At 49.4% G+C, this 21,691-nt stretch carries 26 protein-coding genes; 21 read left to right on the top strand and 5 right to left on the bottom strand.

Annotation, left to right across the window (positions count from 1 at the left end; translation table 11 throughout):
• Window positions 1-78: 78 nt before the first annotated feature.
• From BO53_RS0102480 to aac(6'), 6 genes are all read left to right on the top strand, one after another.
• The gene (locus BO53_RS0102480) at window positions 79-393 is read left to right on the top strand and encodes a TIGR04104 family putative zinc finger protein (protein WP_031545109.1); all 315 of its coding nucleotides are present in this window, start codon (window positions 79-81) and stop codon (window positions 391-393) included.
• Between the two features lie 50 nt (window positions 394-443).
• Complete coding sequence (locus BO53_RS0102475) at window positions 444-992, top strand: alpha/beta hydrolase (RefSeq protein ID WP_031545107.1); 549 nt, start codon at window positions 444-446, stop codon at window positions 990-992.
• Window positions 993-1,110: 118 nt separating this feature from the next.
• Window positions 1,111-1,836, top strand: a complete 726-nt coding sequence (locus tag BO53_RS0102470) for a YwiC-like family protein (protein ID WP_031545105.1) — start codon at window positions 1,111-1,113, stop codon at window positions 1,834-1,836.
• 84 nt (window positions 1,837-1,920) lie between these two features.
• A complete protein-coding gene (locus BO53_RS0102465; protein WP_031545103.1) occupies window positions 1,921-2,313 on the top strand; it encodes a cytidine deaminase family protein in 393 nt (130 codons plus the stop codon).
• A gap of 66 nt (window positions 2,314-2,379) precedes the next feature.
• A complete protein-coding gene (locus BO53_RS0102460; protein ID WP_031545101.1) occupies window positions 2,380-2,724 on the top strand; it encodes a carboxymuconolactone decarboxylase family protein in 345 nt (114 codons plus the stop codon).
• Window positions 2,721-3,158 carry an aminoglycoside 6'-N-acetyltransferase gene (gene aac(6') / locus BO53_RS0102455; protein ID WP_031545099.1) on the top strand — a complete coding sequence of 146 codons (438 nt, stop codon included), beginning with the start codon at window positions 2,721-2,723 and terminating at the stop codon, window positions 3,156-3,158. Before BO53_RS0102460 ends, aac(6') begins: the two co-directional genes overlap by 4 nt.
• A 49-nt stretch (window positions 3,159-3,207) precedes the next feature.
• Here the strand turns inward: aac(6') and BO53_RS0102450 are convergent, their stop codons facing one another.
• The 3 genes from BO53_RS0102450 to BO53_RS0102440 form a co-directional block, all read right to left on the bottom strand.
• Window positions 3,208-4,116 carry a VOC family protein gene (locus BO53_RS0102450; RefSeq protein WP_031545097.1) on the bottom strand — a complete coding sequence of 303 codons (909 nt, stop codon included), beginning with the start codon at window positions 4,114-4,116 and terminating at the stop codon, window positions 3,208-3,210.
• Between the two features lie 93 nt (window positions 4,117-4,209).
• The gene (locus BO53_RS0102445; RefSeq protein WP_031545095.1) at window positions 4,210-5,103 is read right to left on the bottom strand and encodes a sulfurtransferase; all 894 of its coding nucleotides are present in this window, start codon (window positions 5,101-5,103) and stop codon (window positions 4,210-4,212) included.
• A 148-nt stretch (window positions 5,104-5,251) separates the two neighbouring features.
• Entirely contained in the window at window positions 5,252-6,394 is a 1,143-nt protein-coding gene (locus BO53_RS0102440) for a TIGR04053 family radical SAM/SPASM domain-containing protein (protein ID WP_211250549.1), read from the bottom strand.
• A gap of 153 nt (window positions 6,395-6,547) precedes the next feature.
• On the opposite strand from BO53_RS0102440, the gene BO53_RS0102435 reads away from it, so the two are divergent.
• The 7 genes from BO53_RS0102435 to recO all read left to right on the top strand — a co-directional run bounded on the left by BO53_RS0102435 (window position 6,548) and on the right by recO (window position 10,852).
• Window positions 6,548-6,898: a hypothetical protein gene (locus BO53_RS0102435; RefSeq protein WP_031545092.1), complete on the top strand. Its 351-nt coding sequence runs from the start codon at window positions 6,548-6,550 to the stop codon at window positions 6,896-6,898.
• Between the two features lie 113 nt (window positions 6,899-7,011).
• Complete coding sequence (locus BO53_RS0102430; protein ID WP_031545090.1) at window positions 7,012-7,956, top strand: PhoH family protein; 945 nt, start codon at window positions 7,012-7,014, stop codon at window positions 7,954-7,956.
• Between the two features lie 5 nt (window positions 7,957-7,961).
• The gene (gene ybeY / locus BO53_RS0102425; protein WP_031545088.1) at window positions 7,962-8,426 is read left to right on the top strand and encodes an rRNA maturation RNase YbeY; all 465 of its coding nucleotides are present in this window, start codon (window positions 7,962-7,964) and stop codon (window positions 8,424-8,426) included.
• 1 nt (window position 8,427) lies between these two features.
• Window positions 8,428-8,772 carry a diacylglycerol kinase gene (locus tag BO53_RS0102420; protein WP_031545086.1) on the top strand — a complete coding sequence of 115 codons (345 nt, stop codon included), beginning with the start codon at window positions 8,428-8,430 and terminating at the stop codon, window positions 8,770-8,772.
• Between the two features lie 15 nt (window positions 8,773-8,787).
• The gene (gene cdd / locus BO53_RS0102415) at window positions 8,788-9,198 is read left to right on the top strand and encodes a cytidine deaminase (protein WP_031545084.1); all 411 of its coding nucleotides are present in this window, start codon (window positions 8,788-8,790) and stop codon (window positions 9,196-9,198) included.
• Window positions 9,195-10,100, top strand: a complete 906-nt coding sequence (gene era, locus BO53_RS0102410) for a GTPase Era (RefSeq protein ID WP_031545082.1) — start codon at window positions 9,195-9,197, stop codon at window positions 10,098-10,100. Before cdd ends, era begins: the two co-directional genes overlap by 4 nt.
• Before the next feature lie 8 nt (window positions 10,101-10,108).
• Window positions 10,109-10,852, top strand: a complete 744-nt coding sequence (gene recO / locus BO53_RS0102405) for a DNA repair protein RecO (RefSeq protein WP_031545079.1) — start codon at window positions 10,109-10,111, stop codon at window positions 10,850-10,852.
• A gap of 34 nt (window positions 10,853-10,886) precedes the next feature.
• Here recO and BO53_RS0102400 read toward each other — a convergent pair whose 3' ends face one another.
• Window positions 10,887-12,263 (bottom strand): glycine--tRNA ligase, encoded by a 1,377-nt coding sequence (locus tag BO53_RS0102400; protein WP_031545077.1) that lies wholly within the window; start codon window positions 12,261-12,263, stop codon window positions 10,887-10,889.
• Window positions 12,264-12,569: 306 nt separating this feature from the next.
• Between BO53_RS0102400 and ccpN the strand changes: the two genes are divergently transcribed.
• The 7 genes from ccpN (at window position 12,570) to BO53_RS0102365 (ending at window position 19,227) form a co-directional block, all read left to right on the top strand.
• The gene (gene ccpN / locus BO53_RS0102395; RefSeq protein WP_031545075.1) at window positions 12,570-13,187 is read left to right on the top strand and encodes a transcriptional regulator CcpN; all 618 of its coding nucleotides are present in this window, start codon (window positions 12,570-12,572) and stop codon (window positions 13,185-13,187) included.
• A 12-nt stretch (window positions 13,188-13,199) separates the two neighbouring features.
• Window positions 13,200-14,024: a pyruvate, water dikinase regulatory protein gene (locus BO53_RS0102390; protein WP_031545073.1), complete on the top strand. Its 825-nt coding sequence runs from the start codon at window positions 13,200-13,202 to the stop codon at window positions 14,022-14,024.
• 5 nt (window positions 14,025-14,029) lie between these two features.
• Complete coding sequence (dnaG, locus tag BO53_RS0102385) at window positions 14,030-15,778, top strand: DNA primase (RefSeq protein ID WP_031545071.1); 1,749 nt, start codon at window positions 14,030-14,032, stop codon at window positions 15,776-15,778.
• Window positions 15,779-15,806: 28 nt separating this feature from the next.
• Window positions 15,807-16,916, top strand: coding sequence for an RNA polymerase sigma factor RpoD (gene rpoD / locus BO53_RS0102380; protein WP_031545069.1), 1,110 nt, complete (start codon window positions 15,807-15,809; stop codon window positions 16,914-16,916).
• Window positions 16,917-17,032: 116 nt separating this feature from the next.
• Complete coding sequence (locus tag BO53_RS0102375) at window positions 17,033-17,416, top strand: c-type cytochrome (protein ID WP_031545066.1); 384 nt, start codon at window positions 17,033-17,035, stop codon at window positions 17,414-17,416.
• Window positions 17,417-17,482: 66 nt separating this feature from the next.
• Complete coding sequence (locus BO53_RS0102370) at window positions 17,483-18,157, top strand: tRNA (adenine(22)-N(1))-methyltransferase (protein WP_031545064.1); 675 nt, start codon at window positions 17,483-17,485, stop codon at window positions 18,155-18,157.
• A complete protein-coding gene (locus tag BO53_RS0102365; RefSeq protein ID WP_031545061.1) occupies window positions 18,154-19,227 on the top strand; it encodes a Nif3-like dinuclear metal center hexameric protein in 1,074 nt (357 codons plus the stop codon). The genes BO53_RS0102370 and BO53_RS0102365 overlap by 4 nt, the downstream gene beginning before the upstream one ends.
• Window positions 19,228-19,264: 37 nt before the next feature.
• Here BO53_RS0102365 and BO53_RS0102360 read toward each other — a convergent pair whose 3' ends face one another.
• Window positions 19,265-20,227, bottom strand: a complete 963-nt coding sequence (locus tag BO53_RS0102360) for a 4-hydroxy-3-methylbut-2-enyl diphosphate reductase (RefSeq protein ID WP_031545060.1) — start codon at window positions 20,225-20,227, stop codon at window positions 19,265-19,267.
• 142 nt (window positions 20,228-20,369) lie between these two features.
• Between BO53_RS0102360 and BO53_RS0102355 the strand changes: the two genes are divergently transcribed.
• A complete protein-coding gene (locus tag BO53_RS0102355) occupies window positions 20,370-21,683 on the top strand; it encodes a DEAD/DEAH box helicase (protein ID WP_031545058.1) in 1,314 nt (437 codons plus the stop codon).
• Window positions 21,684-21,691: the final 8 nt, after the last annotated feature.

Raw genomic sequence — 21,691 nt, 5'->3', positions numbered from 1 at the left:
ACCTCATGACAGAGCATTAGGATGGATTTTTGTCAAAAGGACGGGACTCCATGCATCTGAATAAAAAGGAGAGGTATTTTGATACGTTGTAAAAGTTGTGAAGACAAGTGGGACATAAAAGCAACACTCAAGCGGTATACAACATTAGATTCGGGGATGCCATGTCCATATTGTGGGGAAAGCCAATATCTTTCACAAAAATATCGGGAAAGAAGCATGTTGATTACACTTCTCATCCCGCTGCCCATACTCATGCAGGCATTTTTCGATATTCACCTGGAAGGAATGATTGTGCTCTTCGTCGGTGCCTTTCTACTGGTCATCCTATTTCATTTATTTGCACTGGAAGTAGAGGCGGAAGATGAGGACTGGCGAAATAGATCCTACTATTAAGGCCGGCCCCCCGACTTGTTGTAATGATGGATAGGAGGAGATGAAAGTCCATGAAATCCAAAGTTTTGTTCATACACAGTGCAGGACCACAAAATAGGGATGAGGGAAGTACCGGTCTAATCCGCTATATGAAAGAGCGGCTGGGCAGCACACATGAGATTTCTGCGCCGTATATGCCGATTCCGAATAACCCGCGGTATGTGGATTGGAAGGAAGTCCTCGACCTATATCTGAAAAGTATGGACGAGGTCATATTGATCGGTCATTCCATGGGCGGTTCCACGCTCCTTAAATATCTTTCGGAAGAGAATGTAGAAACTGATATTAAAGCACTGTTCATCGTTGCGTCTCCAGTTTGGGGCCTTGATGAAGACTGGCATAAGATGGATTTTCAACTTGAGCAAGGATTTGAGAAAAACTTGGGCTACATTGGACACATCGGCCTGTTCCATAGTGAAGAGGATGGAGTTGTACCGAAAAGACATTTCGACCACTACTGTAGACTGATTAAGTCTGATGAGCAGAGAATTATAGAAAGTGATTCCCATCTTTTTGAAGATGGATTGCCTGAGCTGATTGAGAGCATAAAAAATATATAGAAGCCGGCCACTTCGTTTGAAGTGGCCTTTAATTATGTTTATTTATTCACAAAAATGTTATATTCTGAGCGTCCCCCTCATATTGCCCCGTAATATAATGGTGGCAAGAGGTGAGACGATGAAATTCAAAAAGCAGAATCAGCATGGGGCATGGGCGATGGTGTTCATGCCATTGGTTATCGGTATGGTGGCCGGCGGGTTCCATCCGGCACAACTTTTCTACATGGCAGGTTGGTTGTTGATCTTCTTCATGGCGGACCATGTACTGTTCTTCATCAAGAAGCGGCGGAGGGAATATGGCTACCTTAAGGCGGCAGCATTGTTTTTTGGACTGTCTGCCATCCTTTTCATCTATCCATTGATGGTGGACTACCGCATATTCTTCTTCTTCCTCATGATGCTCCCGTTCGGTGCAGTCAACGCATATTTTGCATCCATCAGAAATGAACGGAACATTTTCAATGACATTTCCGCCATCACAATCTTTGCGCTCGCGGGGGGCGGCATCGCCTTCCTCAATCTGCATGCACTGTCGTGGCCGGTATTTTTCGTCATCATCATCAACATTCTGTTCTTTACGAGCACTGCACTTTTTGTGAAGACGATGATCCGGGAGAAGAAGAATCCGAAGTACAGGATGGCTTCATACGCCTATCATGCAATTGTATTCATCATCATGCTCAGTGCACACTGGATACTGGCACTCGCATTCCTGCTCAGTCTGGTCCGGGCGGTTGCGCTCTACGGACGGGGCTGGAAGATGAAGCAGATCGGCATTCTGGAGATTGTCCATGCAGTCTGGATGACGGCATTGGTGTCCCTCCATATCACCAATTTCATGTAACTGCGAGCATGGGAACCGGATGGTGCCCATGCTTTTTTGATATAATGTGGATGTATAGACTATACAAAGAGGGGGGCTGTGAATATGGATGATCTTTATGATATTGCGAAGCAGAAATTGAATACGCAGACGACGAGCAGGGAAGGGAGGATGGGACATGTCGCGGCAGCACTCATGACTGTGGATGGGAATGTATACACAGGTGTCGCGCTCGATCTGCCGTCTTCCATCGGGTTCTGTGCAGAGCATTCGGCAATAGCCGCAATGGTTACTGGGGGAGAATATGATATTGCCAGAATCATAGCCGTCCATGAGGATGGTGCAGTGCTTCCGCCCTGCGGCAGATGCCGTGAACTGATTAATCAGGTTGGGGAGGACAACTATGGCTGCGAAATCGGCCTGGATGGTCGAACTGTCCGGCTGGAGGCGCTGCTGCCGGAAAGATGGGATGAAAAGTATCTCCAGTCGGATGTGTAGGCATACATGCCTTGGATTGCTATAGTAATATATGAAGAGTATCTACTGTTGGAAAGGTGATAGGATATGACACATTTTAATGAAATTAATACTGTTGCGCAGGGCAACACGAAACGGCTGCAGAAAACCATTCCGGACACGATGAAAAGCTTCAAGGACCTGCAGGATGCCGCCTACAGGTCCGGTGCGCTGGATAAGAAGACGAAGGAATTCGCCGCTCTATCCTTCGCCATCGCAGACAAATGTGAAGGATGCATCGGCAATCATGTGAACAAGCTGATCAAGCTCGGTGCAACGCGTGAGGAGATTGCTGAAATCGCAGGGGTGGCCATCGTCATGGGCGGCGGCCCGGGCAGTGTATATGGCGGCAAGGCCCTGCAGGCCTACGATGACGCCACAGAAGATAGATGATCAGACAGGCAGCAAGGGATGACATAGGGGAACTTCTCCATCTCGTACTCAGATTGTGGCCGGAGAGTGGCCCGGCCGAGTTGGAGAAGGAATTCGAAGTGTTTATTGCCAGTGATGATAATGCAGTCTTCATTGCCCAAGTGGACAGTGAAGCAGTGGGCTTTGCCCACTGCAGTCTGCGCCATGACTATGTTGCCGGTGCTGAATCTTCACCTGCAGGGTATCTGGAGGGCATCTATATATCTGATGGTCATCGGTTCAGGGGATATGCACGGCAGCTTGTCGAGGCATGCGAATCCTGGACGATGGAAAGGGGATGCTCGGATTTTGGCAGCGACTGCCTGATCGACAACGCTGCAAGTATTGGAATGCATGCACATCTTGGATTCAGGGAAGTGGAGCGCACCGTCTCATTCCATAAAAAACTGATATGAAGAAAAGGGGGCCAGACGGACTGCAGTCCGTCCGATCCCCCTTCTTTTGTCATCCTTCGTATGCCTGCTTCAGTGCTTCAAGATCAATCTTCTTCATCTCGAGGAAAGCCTGTGTGACTTTCCGTACCTGTTCCGGAGAGCCATTCGACATCATCTCATCCATCTCCCTCGGGATGATCTGCCAGGATACGCCATACTTGTCCTTGAGCCAGCCGCACTGTTCCGCATCAGGATCTGCCGACAATTTCTCCCAATAGTCATCGACCATCTGCTGGTCTTCACAAAGCACCATCAGGGAGATGGCTTCATTGAAGTTGAATTCATGCGGGCCGGCACTGTCCATCGCAGAGAACCACTGGCCTTCAATCATGAAATCGGAGTACATGACCGAGCTGGGCAGATGAGGGGGCGTATCGTCTGAAAATCTGGCGATTTCCCCCATGCGGGAGTTTTCGAAGACTGAAAGATAGAACTCCAATGCTTCTTCGCATTTTCCGAGATTCTGATTGACGAACATCAGGGAAGGGACAATATTCGGCCAGTCGCCCTCCTCGGGGCCGCCAAGTATGAGCTGCCACGAGATTCCGTATTTGTCTTCGACCCAGCCATATTTCTTGCTGAAGGGGTATTCGTCGAGTGGCATGAGTGCGGTGCCTTCATCGATTAAAGCTTCCCATATTGTTGTGAGGGTCTGTTCAGCTGTGTCGTCCTTTGAAGGATCGAAATTGACGAAGAAGGAGATGGACGGGTTGAACGTGAAGTACGGGCCTGCATTGATGGCCATGAATCTGTAGCCGTAAAGTTCAAAAGAGAGCTGCTGTGCATCCCCGGACGGTGTATCATGCAGTGTCGTGCGGTCTGTAATCTTCGATTCGGGAAATAGGGACATGTAGAATTCGACTGCTTCCTCTGCTTCCGTGTCAAACCATAGATGGGGGACGATGATCTGGTTTTCCATGGTTATCCCTCCTGATTCATATATACCATTATACCAGGTGTTTAGAGTAAAAATACACCCAGATGACCTTCGGAAGGGTCATCTGGGTGTATTTTATTCGGTCTCCATTGGGAGTGAGTCATCCTGGGTCCATTCGGTCAGTGAACCATCATATACCGTAACGTTGTCCTGTCCAAGCTTGTTCAGCAGCAGCCCTGTCCAGGTGGCAGCGATGGCACTGCCGCAATATGTGATCACTTTCTTATCCGGATCCAGAGCGCCGGCTTCGCCGAATATTTCCTTCAGCTTCTCATCGTCATACAGTTCCTGTGTATCCGGGTCGGAAAGTGCGCCGAAGAATACATTCTCACTTCCCGGGATATGACCTGGCCTGCCATACGTGTCCACTTCACCACGATAATTCTGTGGAGCGAGACTGTCTAGTATGACGACATTGTCATCTTTTATGGCTTTCAATACATCATCCTTGTCTGCGAACAGATCCGGATTTCTTTCGGTGTTGAAATCGCCTTCCGGATATGAACCCGGCTCCTGTGTGACCGGACGTCCCTCATCCTTCCATTTTCCGAATCCGCCATCCAAGACGGCGACATTCTCAAAGCCTTCATACTTCAATTGCCATGCAAGGCGCGATGCCCAGTCGGAAGCAATCACGTCTGGTGCATTGACGACAGCGCCCCTGTCATAGACGACCACATAAGTACCTTCGCCGACACCGAGTTCACTGATCTTCTCCACAAACCGCTCACGGGAGGGATGGGTGAAGGGATGCGGCGCATCGGGGTCCGACAGTTCGTTTTTGAGGTCTGCAAAGACCGCTCCGGGAATATGCGCCTCTTCATAAGCTTCTTTTCCTGACCATACATCATAATAGCCATCACCCTCAGGCTGTTTCAGAAATGTTGTTGCATCCAGCAGGCGCAATTCTGGATCTTCCAACCGTTCCGCCAGCCAGTCGGTTGATACGAATAGTGGGACATTACTCAAAATAACCACTCCTTATAATCTTCATATTAAAACCTATTATTATACTAGGGATTGAATTAATATTACCAGTGCAGTCCTTCCCTTTCAAATCATATACTTTATGCAAAGCAAAAAGGGATGCCGCGGCATCCCTTTCCAAAGCATCCAGTCAGCTTTCTGTGACCGTCTTTTTCTTCTTGCGGTAGGCTTTTGGAATATAGACACAATAAGGTTCGCTCTCAAGATAATCTCCAGTGGCGGCATAGGCCCTTGAGCGGGATCCGCCGCAGACGTGCCTGAATTCGCAGACGCCGCATTTTCCCTTATAGAGGTCCGGGTTCCTGAGACTTTTGAGGATCGGGGAGTGCTTGTATATGTCGAACAGCTTGTCGACGCGCACGTTGCCGCAGTTGACAGGCAGCAGTCCACTTGGATAGACATGGCCGATGTGTGAGATGAAGACAAATCCATTGCCGTCATTGACGCCTTTCGGCGCACGCCCGAGGCCATCGATTGTGCCTGTTTTGCCTTCGCTGAGTGCATCCATGTAGCGGATCTGGGCCTCCGGATCCTTGTTCCTGCGCATCTGATCCTGGATGACAACCCGGCGATAGTGCTGGGCGGCCGTGGTTTTGATGTCGAACGGCACTTCATCCTTGATTCTGTTCAGCCACCTGAAGACCTGTTCATGCTGGACGGGTGTAATCATATCTTCATTCTTCCCGCGTCCGGTCGGCACGAGGAAGAATACACTCCACAGCACGCAGTCGAGTGATTCGACCATCTCCTTCATCTCTTCGAGGTACTCGATATTATAGTTTGAAATCACCGTGTTGATCTGAAGCGGCATGCCGAGTTCATTCAGATAGCTGATGGCTTTCATCGTCAGGTCAAAGCTGCCTTCGGTTCCCCTGAAGTGGTCATGAACCTGCCTGTTGTGGCCATCCAGGCTGAAGGCCCATCGGCTGAGCCCGACATCCTTCGCCTTCTGCATCGCTTCCTTTGTGACATTCGGTGTGGCGCTTGGTGTCATCGATACCCTGACGCCTTTTTCCACTGCATATTCTGCAAGTTCGAATACATCTTTCCGCATCAGCGGGTCCCCGCCGGTAAATACGAGCATCGGGTATTCCATCGCGGCAATATCATCTATGAGCCGCTTCCCTTCGTCTGTGGACAATTCATAGGGATTGCGTTCCACCTGTGCCTCGGCCCTGCAGTGCAGGCAATGCAGTTCACATGCACGTGTCAGTTCCCATATGACTATGAAAGGGACCTCATTGAAGTCCGGGATTCTGATATCTGGTTTCATTACCATCGCTCCTTTAACTGTTACTTCCAATATAGATCACCAGGAACAGAAAACAATTGATATTTTGTGACAAACGTAACAATGTTTAGCTTTGTTCATCATATTGTAATAACTTGTGGAGCGGGTAAAAGGTATTGGAAGGAGGGGATCTCAATGGAGACCATCATTACAGGGAAGGGTGTTCACATCCTTTTTCCAAAGGACTGCGGCAATGCTCCGAAAAAGCGCCTGTTGATTGATGCACTGGCTGCCTTTATAGATGGTGACCATGCTGGACTTGAGAAACGGGTGGATATGGAAAAGGTGAGTTTACCATCGCTTCCTGAAGGCGTGATGGAAGTCAAAGTCCATCGGGTGATTACCCATGGGAAGGAGGCGGGGATGCACCTGACCATATACTGTGCTGGTCGGAAGCAGGTGGAGGCGGGTGCCTTCCTGTCTTTCAGAAGTGCTGCGAATACCATCATTTCCGAACTGGATATACTGGTGGACAACAACCGGTGAAATGATCTTCCGGGCCTTTCTGGAACTTTCCTAACCTGCACTAATTCATTGCAGTAGCGGTGGCTTAGTGGTAAATTTAAGGGGAAAGAGACTTTGGAAAAAGGGGTTTACGCATGCCTAATATTATAAATATAGACAGCCTGGAAGAGGCTCAGGCACTAATCGGTGCAAATGATCAGCATATCACTTTTCTGGAAGAGGAGTTCGATGTGACGATCCACACCCTCGGCAATGAGATTACCGTGGATGGTGAAGATGATGAGACTGTCGAATTGACGGAAGATGTACTGATCAATCTGCTCAAAATCATCCAGCGGGGGATGTCCATCAATCTGAGGGATGTCCAATCTGCAGCCATGATGGCACGCAAGGGGACGATTGAATACCTTGCAGATCTCTATAATGAAGAGATTGCCCGGGATGTGAAGGGAAAGAGCATCCGTGCGAAAACGACGGGGCAGCGTCTGTATATAGAAAATATCAAACGCAACGACCTGGCATTCGGCATTGGGCCGGCAGGCACGGGCAAGACTTTCCTGGCTGTAGTTCTGGCATGCCAGATGCTCCGTGAAAACAGCGTGAAACGGATTGTTCTGACACGGCCGGCTGTGGAGGCGGGGGAAAATCTCGGTTTCCTGCCGGGTGACCTCAAGGAGAAGGTGGATCCTTATTTGAGGCCACTGTATGATGGGCTCCATACGGTTCTCGGTGCAGAGCAGACGGACCGGCTTATAGAGCGCGGGGTAATAGAGGTGGCGCCACTTGCCTACATGCGTGGCCGTACATTGAACGAGGCGTTCGTCATACTGGACGAAGCCCAGAATACGACCGAGATGCAGATGAAGATGTTCCTGACGCGGCTCGGGTTCGGTTCAAAAATGGTTGTTACAGGTGATGAAACCCAAATCGACCTCCCGGGGTCCACGAAGAGCGGACTTGTCGAGTCCGTAAGACTGCTTTCCGACGTCAAGGGAATTGCAGTGAACAAGATGGATGAATCGGATGTTGTACGCCATCCACTTGTTTCAAAAATCATCAAGGCATATGAGAAGGAGTGAGCAGCTTGATCAATATCGACTTCATGGATGAGGATGGCTTCACGGATGAAAATCAGAAAAACGAAATCGAATCGCTGATCAGTTTCGCCTATGGTCATCTCGACGAAAAGGACGACGCGGAAATCAGCATTTCCTTTGTGGGCGAAGCGGAGATAAAGGACATCAACCGGGACTATCGCGGAAAGGACGCCGTCACCGATGTGATCAGCTTTGCGATGGAGGATGAGGATGACAATGTAATCCATGAGGACGCACCCAGAATGCTCGGGGATATCATCATATGCACAGATCGTGCAGAGGCTCAGGCCAGGGAATATGGCCACAGCTACAAAAGGGAGCTGATGTTCCTCAGCCTGCACGGATTCCTCCACCTGCTCGGATATGACCACATGGAACCTGGGGAGGAAAAGGAGATGAACCGGCTGCAAGATGAGATACTGGAAGCTTTCGGTGTAACCCGGGAAGATTGATATGAGACTGTTCAACAGGTTCAAATTCGCTTTCATGGGACTCCGGTGGCTGATGCGGAAAGATACGCATTTCATGGTCCATCTCATGTTGGGCTTGCTGGCTGTCATCCTGGGGATTGTGGTCGGACTCGACCGCACCGGCTGGCTGTTCATCATCAGCGCGGTATTCCTTGTGCTGGTTACCGAAGCATTCAACACGGCTGTTGAAGCGGCTGTCGATCTGACGACGGACAAGTACCACCCCATGGCCAAGGCGGCCAAGGATGCAGGGGCGGCAGGTGTACTGCTGGCTGCATTCTATGCCGTCATCATCGGCCTGTTTGTGTTTATACCCTATTTGCTATAGTGAGGAGAGGATTTTATGAACGATGGAATATTCAAAGCGGAATGGCTGGAAGAGGTAAAGGTGGCGCAGAGCCGTGCATATACACCATACTCCAAGTTTGACGTGGGCGCATTGCTCATTACGGAAGATGATGAATACATCTATGGCGCAAACATTGAGAACGCCGCCTATCCTGCAACAATATGTGCAGAGCGCAGTGCACTGGTCAGCGCCTATTCCAATAATATCAAGAAATTCAAGGCGATTGTGGTCATCACGGATTCGGAAGAACCTTCAAGCCCTTGCGGCACTTGCCGTCAGGTCATGAAGGAGCTGTGTGATGATGATATGCCTGTATACTTGGCCAACACGGACGGCAAGGTCATCAAGCGTACTGTGGATGATCTGCTGCCGCTCGGCTTTTCAGGGAAGGATATGGAATTATGACAGAAAAAGGATTCAAATCAGGCTTCATCAGCATCATCGGGCGGCCGAATGTCGGCAAGTCGACTTTCATGAATAAGGTTCTCGGCCAGAAAGTGGCGATCATGTCGGATAAGCCGCAGACGACAAGAAACAAGATACAGGGCGTCCATACGACAGAAGCAAGCCAGATGATCTTCATAGATACACCCGGCATCCACAAGCCGAAGCACCAGCTTGGGGAGCATATGATGAAGGTGGCAAGGAATACACTGAGGGAGACGGAAGCAATACTGTTCCTTGTAAATGTTGCAGAAGAGATCGGCCGCGGTGACGAGTATATCATCGACATGCTCAAAAACACGGAAACCCCGATCATCCTTGTAATGAACAAGATAGACCTGGTACATCCGGACAAGCTCATCGAACAGATCGAGGTGTATAAGGACAAGCTGCCTTTTGCCGAAGTTGTACCCATTTCTGCGCTGCAGGGCAATAATGTCGACCGGCTGCTTGAAGTCATCGAGGGCTACCTCCCGGAAGGGCCGATGTATTATCCGGAAGATCGGATTACGGACCATCCGGAACACTTCATCGTAGGTGAGCTCATCCGTGAAAAGGCACTGCACCTGACGAGTCAGGAAATACCGCATGCAATCGGCGTCGAAGTGGAGCGCATGAAGGCGGATGACCGGGGGACGATCAATGTCGCCGCAGTAATCTACGTTGAACGCGATTCACAAAAAGGGATGGTCATCGGCAAGAATGGCAAGATGCTCAAGGAGATCGGCAAGCTTGCCCGCACCGATATTGAGAACCTGCTCGGCAGCAGGGTATATCTTGAGCTCTGGGTGAAAGTACAGAAGGACTGGCGCAACAAGTCACAATTCATCCGCTCGCTCGGCTATCGGGACGAGGAGTATTAGAACGACGGATGATATATCAGCATAAAGGTGTAATGATCCGGCAGACCAACTACAGCGAGTCCAGCCGGATCATTACCATATTGACAGAAGACGGCGCCCAGGTCCCTTTGATGGCAAGAGGGTTCAACAAGACGAAAAGTCCCTTCATCGTCCTGAGGCAGGGGCTGAAGGAAGTGCTGTTCACCTACAACCGTTTCAAGGGGATGGGAATGCTGAATGAGGTGGATGTCATCCAGCCGTTCAAGCGGGTGAACGGGGATTTCGTCATCTACACATATGCTTCCTATATCATGGAGCTCATCACCCGGGCGCTTGAGGAGGAGATGCAGCAGGAGAGCTTCTACCGTCTCATGATCAAGTCGCTTTCACTGCTCGAGGCAGAGAGTGAACCGGCGGGTGTAGTATCATTTACCGCCATCAAGATGCTGCCGTACTACGGGGGCCAGATCAATGTCGATGAATGTGCAGTGTGTGGAGGGACGGACAGGTCCCTGTTTTCCCACTATTCCTTCAACTACCACAGTGTGCTCTGTGCACGATGCATCGATGAAGAGACGTCCCACCGTGCGGTGCCCATCAGCAACCGTGTCCTCTACCTGGCCGGCTATATGAAGCATACCCCGGTCGATCAGGTGGATTCGATCCGGATCTCAAAAGACAATGCAGCACTTCTGCTGTCATTTGTCGAAATGATATATGATGAATACACCGGCGTCTATTTCAAATCAAGGCGGCTGATACAGACATTATAAAAACGGCAAAGTCGAGACTTTGCCGTTTTTGCGTCTAGTATTTTATTTTTTCCTTGAGGAAATCATTCAGTTCATCGATCGCCACGCGTGTCTGTTCCATCGTATCACGGTCCCTGACCGTCACTTTATTGTCATCGAGGGAATCGAAGTCGAAAGTGATGCAGTATGGTGTGCCGATTTCATCCTGGCGTCTGTAGCGCTTTCCGATGGATTGGGATTCATCGAATTCGACGTTGAAGTCTCCGGCAATCTTTTCGAATACCTTGATTGCGTCACCGCTCAGCTTTTTCGATAGTGGCAGTACCGCCGCCTTGAATGGTGCAAGCTGCGGATGGAATCTGAGCACTGTGCGCTTTTCGCCGTTCTCGAGCTCCTCTTCGTCATAGGCATCGCACAGGAAGGCGAGGGCGACACGGTCAAGGCCGAGTGAAGGCTCGATGCAGTACGGGATGAACTTCTCACCCGTCTCCTGGTCATGGTATGTGAAGTCTTCATTCGAATGCTCCATGTGCTGGCGCAGATCGAAGTCCGTACGGCTCGCTATACCCCACAGTTCTCCCCAGCCGAATGGGAACTTGTACTCGATGTCCGTCGTCGCATTGGAGTAGTGGCTCAGTTCATCATCATCATGATCCCTGAGTCTCGTATTCGCATCCGTCATGTTCAGATCCTGAAGCCATTTGACGGCGAAATCCTTCCAGTAGTTCTGCCACTCGATTTCCGTACCCGGTTTGCAGAAGAATTCAAGTTCCATCTGATCGAATTCACGTGTTCTGAAGGTGAAGTTGCCGGGTGTGATTTCGTTACGGAACGATTTGCCGACCTGGCCGATGCCAAAAGGCAGCTTCTTGCGCATCGTGCGCTGTGCATTCTTGTAGTTGACGAATATGCCCTGTGCCGTTTCCGGCCTCAGGAAAATTTCATTGGTTGAGGATTCAGTGACACCCTGGAATGTCTTGAACATCAGGTTGAACTGTCTGATCTCCGTGTAGTCATGTGCACCACAGTTCGGACACTTGATATCACGCTCCTCGATGATATTCTTCATCTCGTCGAAGCTCAGGCCGTCCGCAACGAAGGAATCATCTTCCTTCTGGATGACATCCTCGATCAGCTTGTCTGCACGGTGACGGGACTTGCATGCCTTACAGTCGATCATCGGGTCGTTGAAGTTCCCGAGGTGTCCGGATGCTTCCCATGTCTTTGGATTCATCAGTATTGCTGCATCCAGTCCGACATTGTATGGGGATTCCTGGATGAACTTCTTCCACCATGCCTGCTTGACATTATTTTTGAGTTCGACGCCGAGTGGGCCGTAATCCCAAGTGTTCGCAAGGCCGCCATATATTTCGCTACCCGGGAATACAAATCCTCTCGTCTTTGCCAAATTCACAATCGTTTCCATTTCCATTTGATCCGACTCCTTACATTTGAATATTCAGAGTTAAAGATGGTGGATAAAAATAAACGTCCCCGGATAACATTAATGTTATCCGGGGACGAGCATAGCCCGCGGTTCCACCCCAATTAGTGTAGACACTCCGCTTTTATATCCACTTTTATCTTCAGTATAATATGCCAATTCAATGTTAAGCTCGCACCATCCTTAACTCGCTTCATTCCCATTATATCCACAGTTTGATTTTTGTGCAATCTTTTGTGTATATTTCTTTATTCCGCTGAATGTATTATAATTGGGTGTGTTGGGAGTGAGGGCATGGAACTGAATGAGAGACAGGAAAAAATACTCAAAATAGTAAAGCAGCATGGTCCAATCACTGGCAGCAAGATTGCTGAGCAGCTGTCGCTGACACGGGCGACACTCAGACCTGACCTGGCCATATTGACCATGTCGGGATATCTTGATGCAAGACCCCGGGTCGGCTACTTCTATACCGGCAAGGAGTCGGAGGAAGTAATGACTTCCAAAATAAGGAACATACTTGTCAGCGAAGTCCAGAGTGTGCCAATTCTGATCAAAGAGGACACCTCCATATACGAGGCGGTGGTCAAGATGTTTCTCGAGGATGTGGGGACACTGTATGCCATCGACAACAACAAGGCATTGGTAGGCGTCATTTCACGCAAGGACCTGCTGAGGGGGACGATGGGCTCAAATGATATAGAAAAGACGCCGGTGAGCGTCATCATGACCAGAAAGCCGAACATCACCATCTGCTATCCGAACGACCTTCTGATCTATGCAGCAAATCAGTTGATCGAGAAGCAGATCGATTCCCTTCCCGTCGTCGAGGAGCGGGACGGCATCGACCAGGTGATTGGGCGGATTACGAAGACCACCATTACAAGAGTATTTGTTAATCTCATGGAATAAGGAAGTGTTTGAATGTCTAAGATAAAAGTGATCATTGCCTCGGATTCCGTCGGGGAGACTGGTGAACTGGTGGCCAAGGCATGCCTGTCGCAGTTCAATATAGAAGAATCCGATGAAGTGCTGATCCGCTATCCATATATAGAATCGGAGGAGAATGTGGATGATGTCATCGACCTTGCCAAAAGCAAGAATGCCATCGTCGTATTCACAATCATCACACCCGATCTCAGGAAATATATAAAGCAGGAGCTGCAGGCGGAAAATGTCCCTTCTGTGGACATCATGGGTCCACTGATGAACGTATTGGAAGGCCGGACAGAGGAGGCGCCATATTACGAGCCGGGGCGTGTCCATCGTCTCGATGAGGACTATTTCAAGAAGATCGAGGCGATCGAATTTGCGGTCAAGTACGATGACGGCAAGGATGCGAGTGGCCTGGACAAGGCGGACATCGTTCTGATCGGTGTATCGAGGACATCCAAGACACCGCTCTCGCAATACCTTGCCCATAAGAAGTACAAGGTGATGAACGTGCCGCTTGTGCCCGAAGTTACACCGCCGAAGGAACTTTATAATGTGGATCCGAAAAAATGTGTCGGCCTGAAGATCAACCCGACTTCATTGAACAAGATAAGAAAAGAAAGGCTTGCACAGCTCGGCCTCAAGAATACGGCAAGCTATGCCAATGACCAGAGGATCGAGGAGGAGCTGGACTATTTCAATGAAGTGATAGGGAAGATCGGCTGTCCGGTCATCGACGTATCGGAAAAGGCGATTGAAGAAACCGCGAACGAAATTTTGGATTATGTCGAAGGAAGACTCGACATTAAAGGATGATGTGATTGAGAATACCAGATGAAACAGTAGAAGCAGTTAAACAGGGGACCGACATCACTGAACTTGTATCCAGTTATATCAAGCTGGAAAAAAGGGGACGGAACTATGTCGGTCTCTGTCCGTTCCACAATGAAAAGACGCCTTCATTCACAGTCAGTCCGGATAAGCAGATATGCCATTGTTTCGGATGCAAGAAGGGCGGCAATGTCCTGCAGTTCTACATGGAGGTCGAGAACGTCTCGTTTGCTGATGCAGTCCGCAAACTTGGAAAACCACTCGGCATCGAGATCGCCGCGTCCGAACAGGTTGCAAACGACAGTGAAATGCAGCTCATCAGAATCCATGAATATCTCACCGATCTGTATCATCATATACTGATGCATACAAAAGAAGGTGAGGGTGCCCTCAAGTATCTCGAGGATAGAGGGTTTTCCGGGGATATCATACGCAAGGAGAAGATCGGCATAGCACCCGATATGCGCGACTTCACAAAAAATGCCCTGTCCGATAAAGGGTTCAGTCTGGAACTTGCCTTCCAGGCCGGAGTCATCTCACGTAACGAAGAGAACTTCTCCTACTATGACCGGTTCAGCGGCCGGATTATGATTCCGATCAGGAATCATCAGGGATATATTGTCGGGTATACGGCAAGAAGCATGGATGGACGGGAACCGAAGTACTTGAATACACCAGAGACATCCATATTCCAGAAGCGGCGTCTCCTCTATAACCTGAGTGATGCCCGCAAGGATATCAGGAAGCAGGATGAAGTCATCCTGATGGAAGGCCACCTCGACATCATCAAGGTGAAGATGACGGATGTGAACAATGTCATAGGTCTTATGGGAACCGCCCTGAGCGAACAGCATATCCAGGTGCTGAACCGCCTGGCATCCAATGTCACTCTGATGTTCGATGGTGACCAGGCAGGACAGAATGCACAGCTCTCGCTGGGGGCCGACCTCCTGGAGGGGGGCCTCAACGTCTTCATCATCTCGATGCCAAAAGGCATGGACCCTGATGAATATATAGAAAAGTATGGGCCGGAAGTCTTCCGGAACCTCGTTAAAAATGAAAAACGGCACTATATCCACTTTAAGGCCGAGCATCTGCTCGAAGAAAGCATGAACAATGATATGGCCTTCTCGAACAACCTCAAAATGCTTACCGATCACCTCAAATATGTCAAAGACCAGGTGATCAGGGAACGGCTGATCCAGCACATCAGCCAGCTGTACAAAGTGGACCGCAAGTCCATAGAGCAGAATGTTCCGAACCAGGCGGGTGCATCTTCAATGGGAACAGTGGCCAGACCTCTGAAGCAACTGCCCCTCAGGGAGCGGAAGGAACGCTACCTCCTGCGGGCCCTGATGAAGGATCGGGACCTATTTTTAAATTTCCAGGACAAGATAAGTGAAGAAGTATTAACCGCACCCCGTTATTATGTTATATTTAAAGGGTTGTGCGCATATTTTGACAAACATGATGAATTTGAATTATCATCATTCAGCCAATATATTGAAGGAGAATACTTCAGCACTGCTGTAGAAGTGGAAGAACTGCTCATAAATGAAGATATCACGACCGAAGAAGTAAATGATTATATAGAAGACTTAAGTGGTATTAGAAATAGTGAGAAAGAGAAACAGTCGCTATACCAGCAGCTGCAGGAAGCAGAAAACAGCAATGACATCGAACTCCAGATCAAGTTGGCACAGCAGTTGAATGAGATTAACAGTCGCTATAAAAGGTGAGTGTGAAGTCTGAATAGGAGGGCTTTAAATGGCAGACAAAAACGTAAAGACAACCGAATTGAAAGATGTCGAATTGTTCACATCTGTAGAACAGGTCAAAAATCATCTGGTAGAGAAAGGGAAGACACAAGGTCATCTATCCCACGAAGAAATCGCTGACAAGCTTTCCAGTTTCGAACTCGATGCAGATGCAATGGACGAATTTTTTGATGAAATAAATGAGAATGACATCCAACTTATAAATGAAAAAGATACAACAGACTCTGATGAAAAACTCAACCTTCACGATATGAGTGCGCCTCCTGGAGTGAAAATAAACGATCCTGTAAGGATGTATCTCAAAGAGATTGGGCGGGTGGATCTTCTCAGTGCCCAGGAAGAGATAGAACTTGCCAAGAAGATTGAACAGGGTGATGAGGTCGCGAAAAGCCGACTGGCAGAAGCCAACCTCCGTCTTGTTGTCAGCATTGCCAAAAGGTATGTCGGCCGTGGCATGCTTTTCCTCGACCTGATCCAGGAAGGGAACATGGGCCTGATCAAAGCAGTCGAAAAATTCGACTTTTCCAAAGGCTTCAAGTTCTCCACCTATGCCACATGGTGGATCAGACAGGCCATCACGCGCGCTATTGCCGACCAGGCGCGGACCATCCGCATCCCGGTCCACATGGTGGAAACGATCAACAAGCTGATTCGGGTCCAGCGTCAGCTGCTCCAGGATCTGGGGCGTGAACCGACACCGGAAGAAATCGGCGAGGAGATGGACCTCCCAGCTGAAAAAGTCAGGGAAATCCTCAAGATTGCACAGGAGCCGGTCTCCCTTGAAACACCAATCGGGGAAGAGGATGACAGCCATCTTGGAGACTTCATCGAGGACCAGGAAGCACAGAGTCCATCCGACCATGCTGCATACGAACTGCTGAAGGAGCAGCTCGAGGATGTGCTCGATACGCTTACGGACCGTGAGGAAAATGTCCTCAGACTCCGCTTTGGACTGGATGACGGCAGGACAAGAACGCTTGAGGAAGTGGGCAAAGTGTTCGGTGTGACACGTGAGCGCATCAGACAGATTGAAGCGAAAGCCCTCAGGAAGCTGAGGCACCCAAGCAGAAGCAAACGCCTCAAAGACTTCATGGATTAATGGGGCAGCCTGCCCGGTGTAAATTTTTATCTGAAAAATCTTTTGACTTTACTCATATTTAATATACAATTATAAATGTGAATATGTTTCTGCAAAGAGATTAGGGAGGTTGTTTTATGAATCGTAATCCGATCGTGCCTTTTATACTTATCATCTTCCTAGGCATCGGGCTTGTATTCCTGCTTTCTTCTCAGGGCGCCAACCAGGAAGAGGAAGGCGGAGGAGAAGAGACGGCTAGTGAAGAAGGTGGAGAAGGCGGAGGCGAAGAAGCTTCTTCCGGAGATTTTGACGCTGAAGGATTTGCACGTGACAATTGTGCATCCTGTCACGGACAGGACTTCTCAGGCGGTATGGGACCTGCACTCGCGGGCACCAGTCTTTCTGAAGAAGACTTTACTACTACGGTAAGGGAAGGTCGCGGATCCATGCCTGCATTCAGTCAGGATCAGATCGCAGACGAAGACCTGTCTACACTGTACCAGTTCTTCTCGGAACAATAATTTGTTGATTATGGACTTCCACACATCGTGTGGAAGTCTTTATTTTTATCATATGGAGGAAATGCAATGCTAGATGCAAGATTACAGAAAGTCTCAGAATTCATCATCGGGGAAAAGCTCCTCGACATCGGTTCCGATCATGCGTACCTTCCGATAGAAGCGATCAGGAACGGGGCCGCCAGGCAGGCAATATGCGGTGAAGTGGTGAAGGGGCCCTTCGACTCCACGGTGAACAACATCAGAAGGGAGGGCATGGAGGACCGGATCGAGGCGCGATTTGGTTCCGGTCTGGAAGTGGCCTCGCCGGATGATGCGGTGGATACCGTCACCATCTGCGGCATGGGTGGGCCCCTCATTGCCGAAATACTTGAAGACGGCCTCCAAAACCTCGGCAATCAGCCCCGCCTGGTGCTTCAGGCAAATACGTATACCTATCCGGTAAGGAAAGTGCTTAAAGAATCGGGCTACTCCATCATTGATGAAACAGTCATCAGGGACGGACGTCATTTCTATGAAATTATCGTTGGTGAGGCTGGGTCAAGTGAATACGATGAGGAACAACTGGTTTTCGGGCCGGTCCTCCTCGAAAAGAGGGAGCAGGCGTTTATTGAAAAGCTGGAGAGGGAATTGGAACATCAGCAGAACATTTATGGGAATCTGAAAAGGAATTCTTCAAATACTGAAAAACTCAATGAAGTTGCAGATACGATAAATGCATTGAAAGAGGTGCTCGAACAGTGAAAATCAAAGAACTGATGCGGATCCTTGATGGAATCGCCCCGTTCAAGGACAGTGAGGAATGGGATAATACGGGACTGTTGGTGGGGGATATGGAAGATGATGCCAAAGGCATCCTGACAACGCTCGACTGCTCCCATGGCACGGTAGAAGAAGCAGTCGAAAAGGGTGTAAATGTCATCATCGCCCACCACCCGCTGATTTTCCCAAAGGTTTCAAATGTTACAGAGACAGGTGTGGGCAGCATCGTCAGAAAGCTGATCAAGAATGACATCAACCTCATCGCCATGCATACGAACCTCGATCATCAGCCGCATGGCGTGAGTCATATGATTGCAGAAGTGCTCGGATACGAACAGACGGAAATCCTGATCAAGCACGAATACTTCTATAAGAAGCTCAGAATCAATGTGCCAAAGGAAGATGTGGAGCAGTTGAAGCAGGACCTTTCGGCTGCAGGGGTAGGCAATCAGGGCGACTATTCCGAATGCTTCTTCGAATATCCGGTAAAAGGACAGTTCAGACCGAATGACGAGGCGAATCCGCATATCGGTACACAGGGTGAGCTAGAACACGTGGATGAGTATATCGTGGAAGCGATATTTGAAGCGGCTCATGAGCAGCAGGTGATCAACGCGCTCATTGAAGCCCATCCGTATGAGGAACCCGCATATGATGTGCTCACCCTGAAGAAGCCGAGCGACAAAGGACTTGGCGTCAAGTTCGACTACGAAGGTCCGCTTGAATCCCTGGTTGACCTGATCGGGGAAAGAACGGGGCACGACATCGTCAATGTCGTCAACGCCCAGACCGGCCCCATGAAAAAGGTCGGCATCATCGGCGGCTCCGGCATGAGCTACATCAATGAAGCCTTCTCACAGGGCATCGACGTGCTCATTACAGGAGACGTCAAATACCATGAAGCCTATGATGCCAAACTTGCCGGGAGGAACATCATCGATGTCGGCCACTACATGGAAGTATTCATGGCAGAAGGCCTGAAGCATCTTGTTGAAGCGCATGTCGAAGTTGATGTTCATGCAACTGAAGTATCCACCAATCCTTTCGGATAAAAAACCATCGAAGCATTATGCTTCGATGGTTTTTCTGCTATTCCATGATCTTTACAGGCTTCGCCTTCTTGATCTTTGGCAGTATTTTATTTTTGGGTACTGTAGACACCGGCTGGGAGCGGTTTTCCCTGTCATACTCCTTGATGTAGTCGATGACTTCCTTGACGATCGGAGTCGGGGTGGAAGCGCCGGCTGTAACCGCCACGCTGTCTACATCCTCAAGCCACTCCGTCTTCAATTCACTCAGGGAGCTGATCCGATAGGCATTTGTATGCGCAATCTCTTTTGATACCTGCGCCAGACGGTTGGAGTTGTTGCTTTTCGGGTCTCCTACGACAATCAGGAGGTCCGCTTCCTGCGCCTGTTCGGCAACTGCCTCCTGGCGGACCTGTGTTGCCAGACAGATTTCCTTATGGACCTCAATGTGCGGGTACTGCACTTTCAGCTGATCCATGAGATGGCCGACATCCCATTGGCTCATCGTCGTCTGGTTGGTGACGATGAGCTTCTTATTCGCCAGTTCTTCCGGAAGCGCCTTGACTTCGTCGAGCGTTTCGACGAGGTGGACGTGATCCGGTGACACACCGACGGCGCCTTCCGGTTCCGGGTGGCCCTTCTTGCCGATGTAGACGACATCGTATCCCTCGCGCGTCCGCTCACGGATGAGCTGATGGGTCACTTCTACATCCGGACATGTGGCATCGATGCATGTCAGGCCTTTTTCTTTTGCCCGCTGCTTTACTTGCGGAGAGACGCCGTGGGCAGTAAAGATCACCGTGCCCTCATTGATTCCTTCCAGTATTTCAAGTCTGTTTGCACCATCAAGCGTGACGATGCCATCCTCTTCAAATGCATCCGTCACATGCTTGTTGTGGACGATCATGCCGAGAATATATATTGGGCGGGGCAGTGTCTTGTCCATAGACGCATTCCGCGCAATCACCATTGCATCTACAACACCATAACAATACCCGCGTGGGCTTATTTTAATAATATCCATGAAGTATATTCCTCCCTTAATGTCATTATAACCAAAAGGCGCCTGTTTTTAAATCATCATGTAGTATGAATGATGTATAGCCTAACATCTGGATTTCAGTTATAATGTAACCTGAGTTCCAATATAGAAAACAGGTGAAACAATGAGTAATGCATTCAAAAGATTCAGGTTCAGCGAACAGATGCTGAATGCAATCGAAAATATAAACTTTTCCCATCCGACCCTTGTACAGGAGCGTGTCATTCCGAAAGTCCTGAAAAAGGAAAACGTCGTGGCACAATCAGAGACGGGCAGCGGGAAATCACACGCCTTCCTCCTACCCATCATACATGAAATCAACACGGAGGATACACATACACAGGCTATCATTCTGGCACCCACAAGGGAACTTGCCAAGCAGCTGCACCAGATGACGCTTGAAGTGTTGAAGTCCTTTCCTGAAATCAGGGCGGCTGCCTTCATCGGTGGCACGGATATCGAACGGGATGTGCAGAAGGCATCCAAGTCTCCCCACATTGTAATCGGTACGCCGACGAGAATCAAAGATTTGAGGGATAAGGGCGGCCTCAATCTCCATTCTGTCGAAAGACTGGTCATCGATGAAGCCGACCTGATGATCGACCTCGGCTTCCTGGAGCAGATCGACAGCATCTCTTCAACCGTCAGCGATTCCTCACAGTTCCTCGTCTTCTCGGCGACCATACCGGAAGCGCTCCGCATCTTCCTCAGGAAGTATATCGGAGAAATTGAAATCATCATCATCGACCAACCGAGGAACAAGGCATCCATCCATTACAGCCTGGTGCCGGTGAAAGGGGACGACAAGTCAGCCAAAGTGCTGGCGCTGACCCAGAACATCACGCCATACATCGGCCTGATATTTGCCAACTCCAAAGAACGTGCGGATGAACTCTTCGAATACCTCAACAGCAACGGCGTCAATGTCGGCCTTTTCCATGGCGGCCTAAAACCGAGGGAGCGGACCAAGGAGATCAAGAAGATCCGTGAACTTGAATACGTATGGGTGGTCGCAAGTGACCTCGCATCGAGGGGTCTCGATATCGACGGCGCCTCCCATGTCATCAACTATGACATTCCGAAGGACATCGAATTCTTCACACACCGCGTCGGACGTGTGGGCAGGGGCGCCTATACGGGCACGGCCATCACCCTCTATACACCGGATGAGGAATACCTCGTCAATACACTGGAATCCAAAGGATACAATTTCATCCATGAGGATATCAGGAAGGGTGAGCTCGTCGAAATAAAATCAAGAACCGAGCGTGCGAAGCGGAAACGGAAGGATTCACACCTCGAGAACCAGCTCTCGCACAGAGTGAAGAAACCGAAGAAAGTGAAGCCGGGCTACAGAAAGAAAATGAAACATGAACTCAACACCCTGAAGCAGCAGGAACGGATGAAGCACTCGAAAAGCAGAAAGAAAAAAAGATAGGAAATCAG

Origin of the sequence: Salinicoccus luteus DSM 17002 (assembly GCF_000712035.1) — a bacterium.
Taxonomy (GTDB): domain Bacteria; phylum Bacillota; class Bacilli; order Staphylococcales; family Salinicoccaceae; genus Salinicoccus; species Salinicoccus luteus.
This window is presented reverse-complemented; position numbering and strand designations above follow the sequence as displayed.

What these genes read in the sequence shown, in the direction of transcription:
- BO53_RS0102475 (WP_031545107.1), top strand. Translation starts at nt 444, where the DNA reads ATGAAATCCAAAGTTTTGTTCATACACAGTGCAGGACCACAAAATAGG.
- BO53_RS0102470 (WP_031545105.1), top strand. Translation starts at nt 1,111, where the DNA reads ATGAAATTCAAAAAGCAGAATCAGCATGGGGCATGGGCGATGGTGTTC.
- BO53_RS0102465 (WP_031545103.1), top strand. Translation starts at nt 1,921, where the DNA reads ATGGATGATCTTTATGATATTGCGAAGCAGAAATTGAATACGCAGACG.
- BO53_RS0102460 (WP_031545101.1), top strand. Translation starts at nt 2,380, where the DNA reads ATGACACATTTTAATGAAATTAATACTGTTGCGCAGGGCAACACGAAA.
- BO53_RS0102450 (WP_031545097.1), bottom strand. Translation starts at nt 4,116, where the DNA reads ATGGAAAACCAGATCATCGTCCCCCATCTATGGTTTGACACGGAAGCA.
- BO53_RS0102440 (WP_211250549.1), bottom strand. Translation starts at nt 6,394, where the DNA reads ATGAAACCAGATATCAGAATCCCGGACTTCAATGAGGTCCCTTTCATA.
- BO53_RS0102435 (WP_031545092.1), top strand. Translation starts at nt 6,548, where the DNA reads ATGGAGACCATCATTACAGGGAAGGGTGTTCACATCCTTTTTCCAAAG.
- BO53_RS0102430 (WP_031545090.1), top strand. Translation starts at nt 7,012, where the DNA reads ATGCCTAATATTATAAATATAGACAGCCTGGAAGAGGCTCAGGCACTA.
- BO53_RS0102420 (WP_031545086.1), top strand. Translation starts at nt 8,428, where the DNA reads ATGAGACTGTTCAACAGGTTCAAATTCGCTTTCATGGGACTCCGGTGG.
- cdd (WP_031545084.1), top strand. Translation starts at nt 8,788, where the DNA reads ATGAACGATGGAATATTCAAAGCGGAATGGCTGGAAGAGGTAAAGGTG.
- era (WP_031545082.1), top strand. Translation starts at nt 9,195, where the DNA reads ATGACAGAAAAAGGATTCAAATCAGGCTTCATCAGCATCATCGGGCGG.
- recO (WP_031545079.1), top strand. Translation starts at nt 10,109, where the DNA reads ATGATATATCAGCATAAAGGTGTAATGATCCGGCAGACCAACTACAGC.
- BO53_RS0102400 (WP_031545077.1), bottom strand. Translation starts at nt 12,263, where the DNA reads ATGGAAATGGAAACGATTGTGAATTTGGCAAAGACGAGAGGATTTGTA.
- ccpN (WP_031545075.1), top strand. Translation starts at nt 12,570, where the DNA reads ATGGAACTGAATGAGAGACAGGAAAAAATACTCAAAATAGTAAAGCAG.
- BO53_RS0102390 (WP_031545073.1), top strand. Translation starts at nt 13,200, where the DNA reads ATGTCTAAGATAAAAGTGATCATTGCCTCGGATTCCGTCGGGGAGACT.
- rpoD (WP_031545069.1), top strand. Translation starts at nt 15,807, where the DNA reads ATGGCAGACAAAAACGTAAAGACAACCGAATTGAAAGATGTCGAATTG.
- BO53_RS0102375 (WP_031545066.1), top strand. Translation starts at nt 17,033, where the DNA reads ATGAATCGTAATCCGATCGTGCCTTTTATACTTATCATCTTCCTAGGC.
- BO53_RS0102370 (WP_031545064.1), top strand. Translation starts at nt 17,483, where the DNA reads ATGCTAGATGCAAGATTACAGAAAGTCTCAGAATTCATCATCGGGGAA.
- BO53_RS0102360 (WP_031545060.1), bottom strand. Translation starts at nt 20,227, where the DNA reads ATGGATATTATTAAAATAAGCCCACGCGGGTATTGTTATGGTGTTGTA.
- BO53_RS0102355 (WP_031545058.1), top strand. Translation starts at nt 20,370, where the DNA reads ATGAGTAATGCATTCAAAAGATTCAGGTTCAGCGAACAGATGCTGAAT.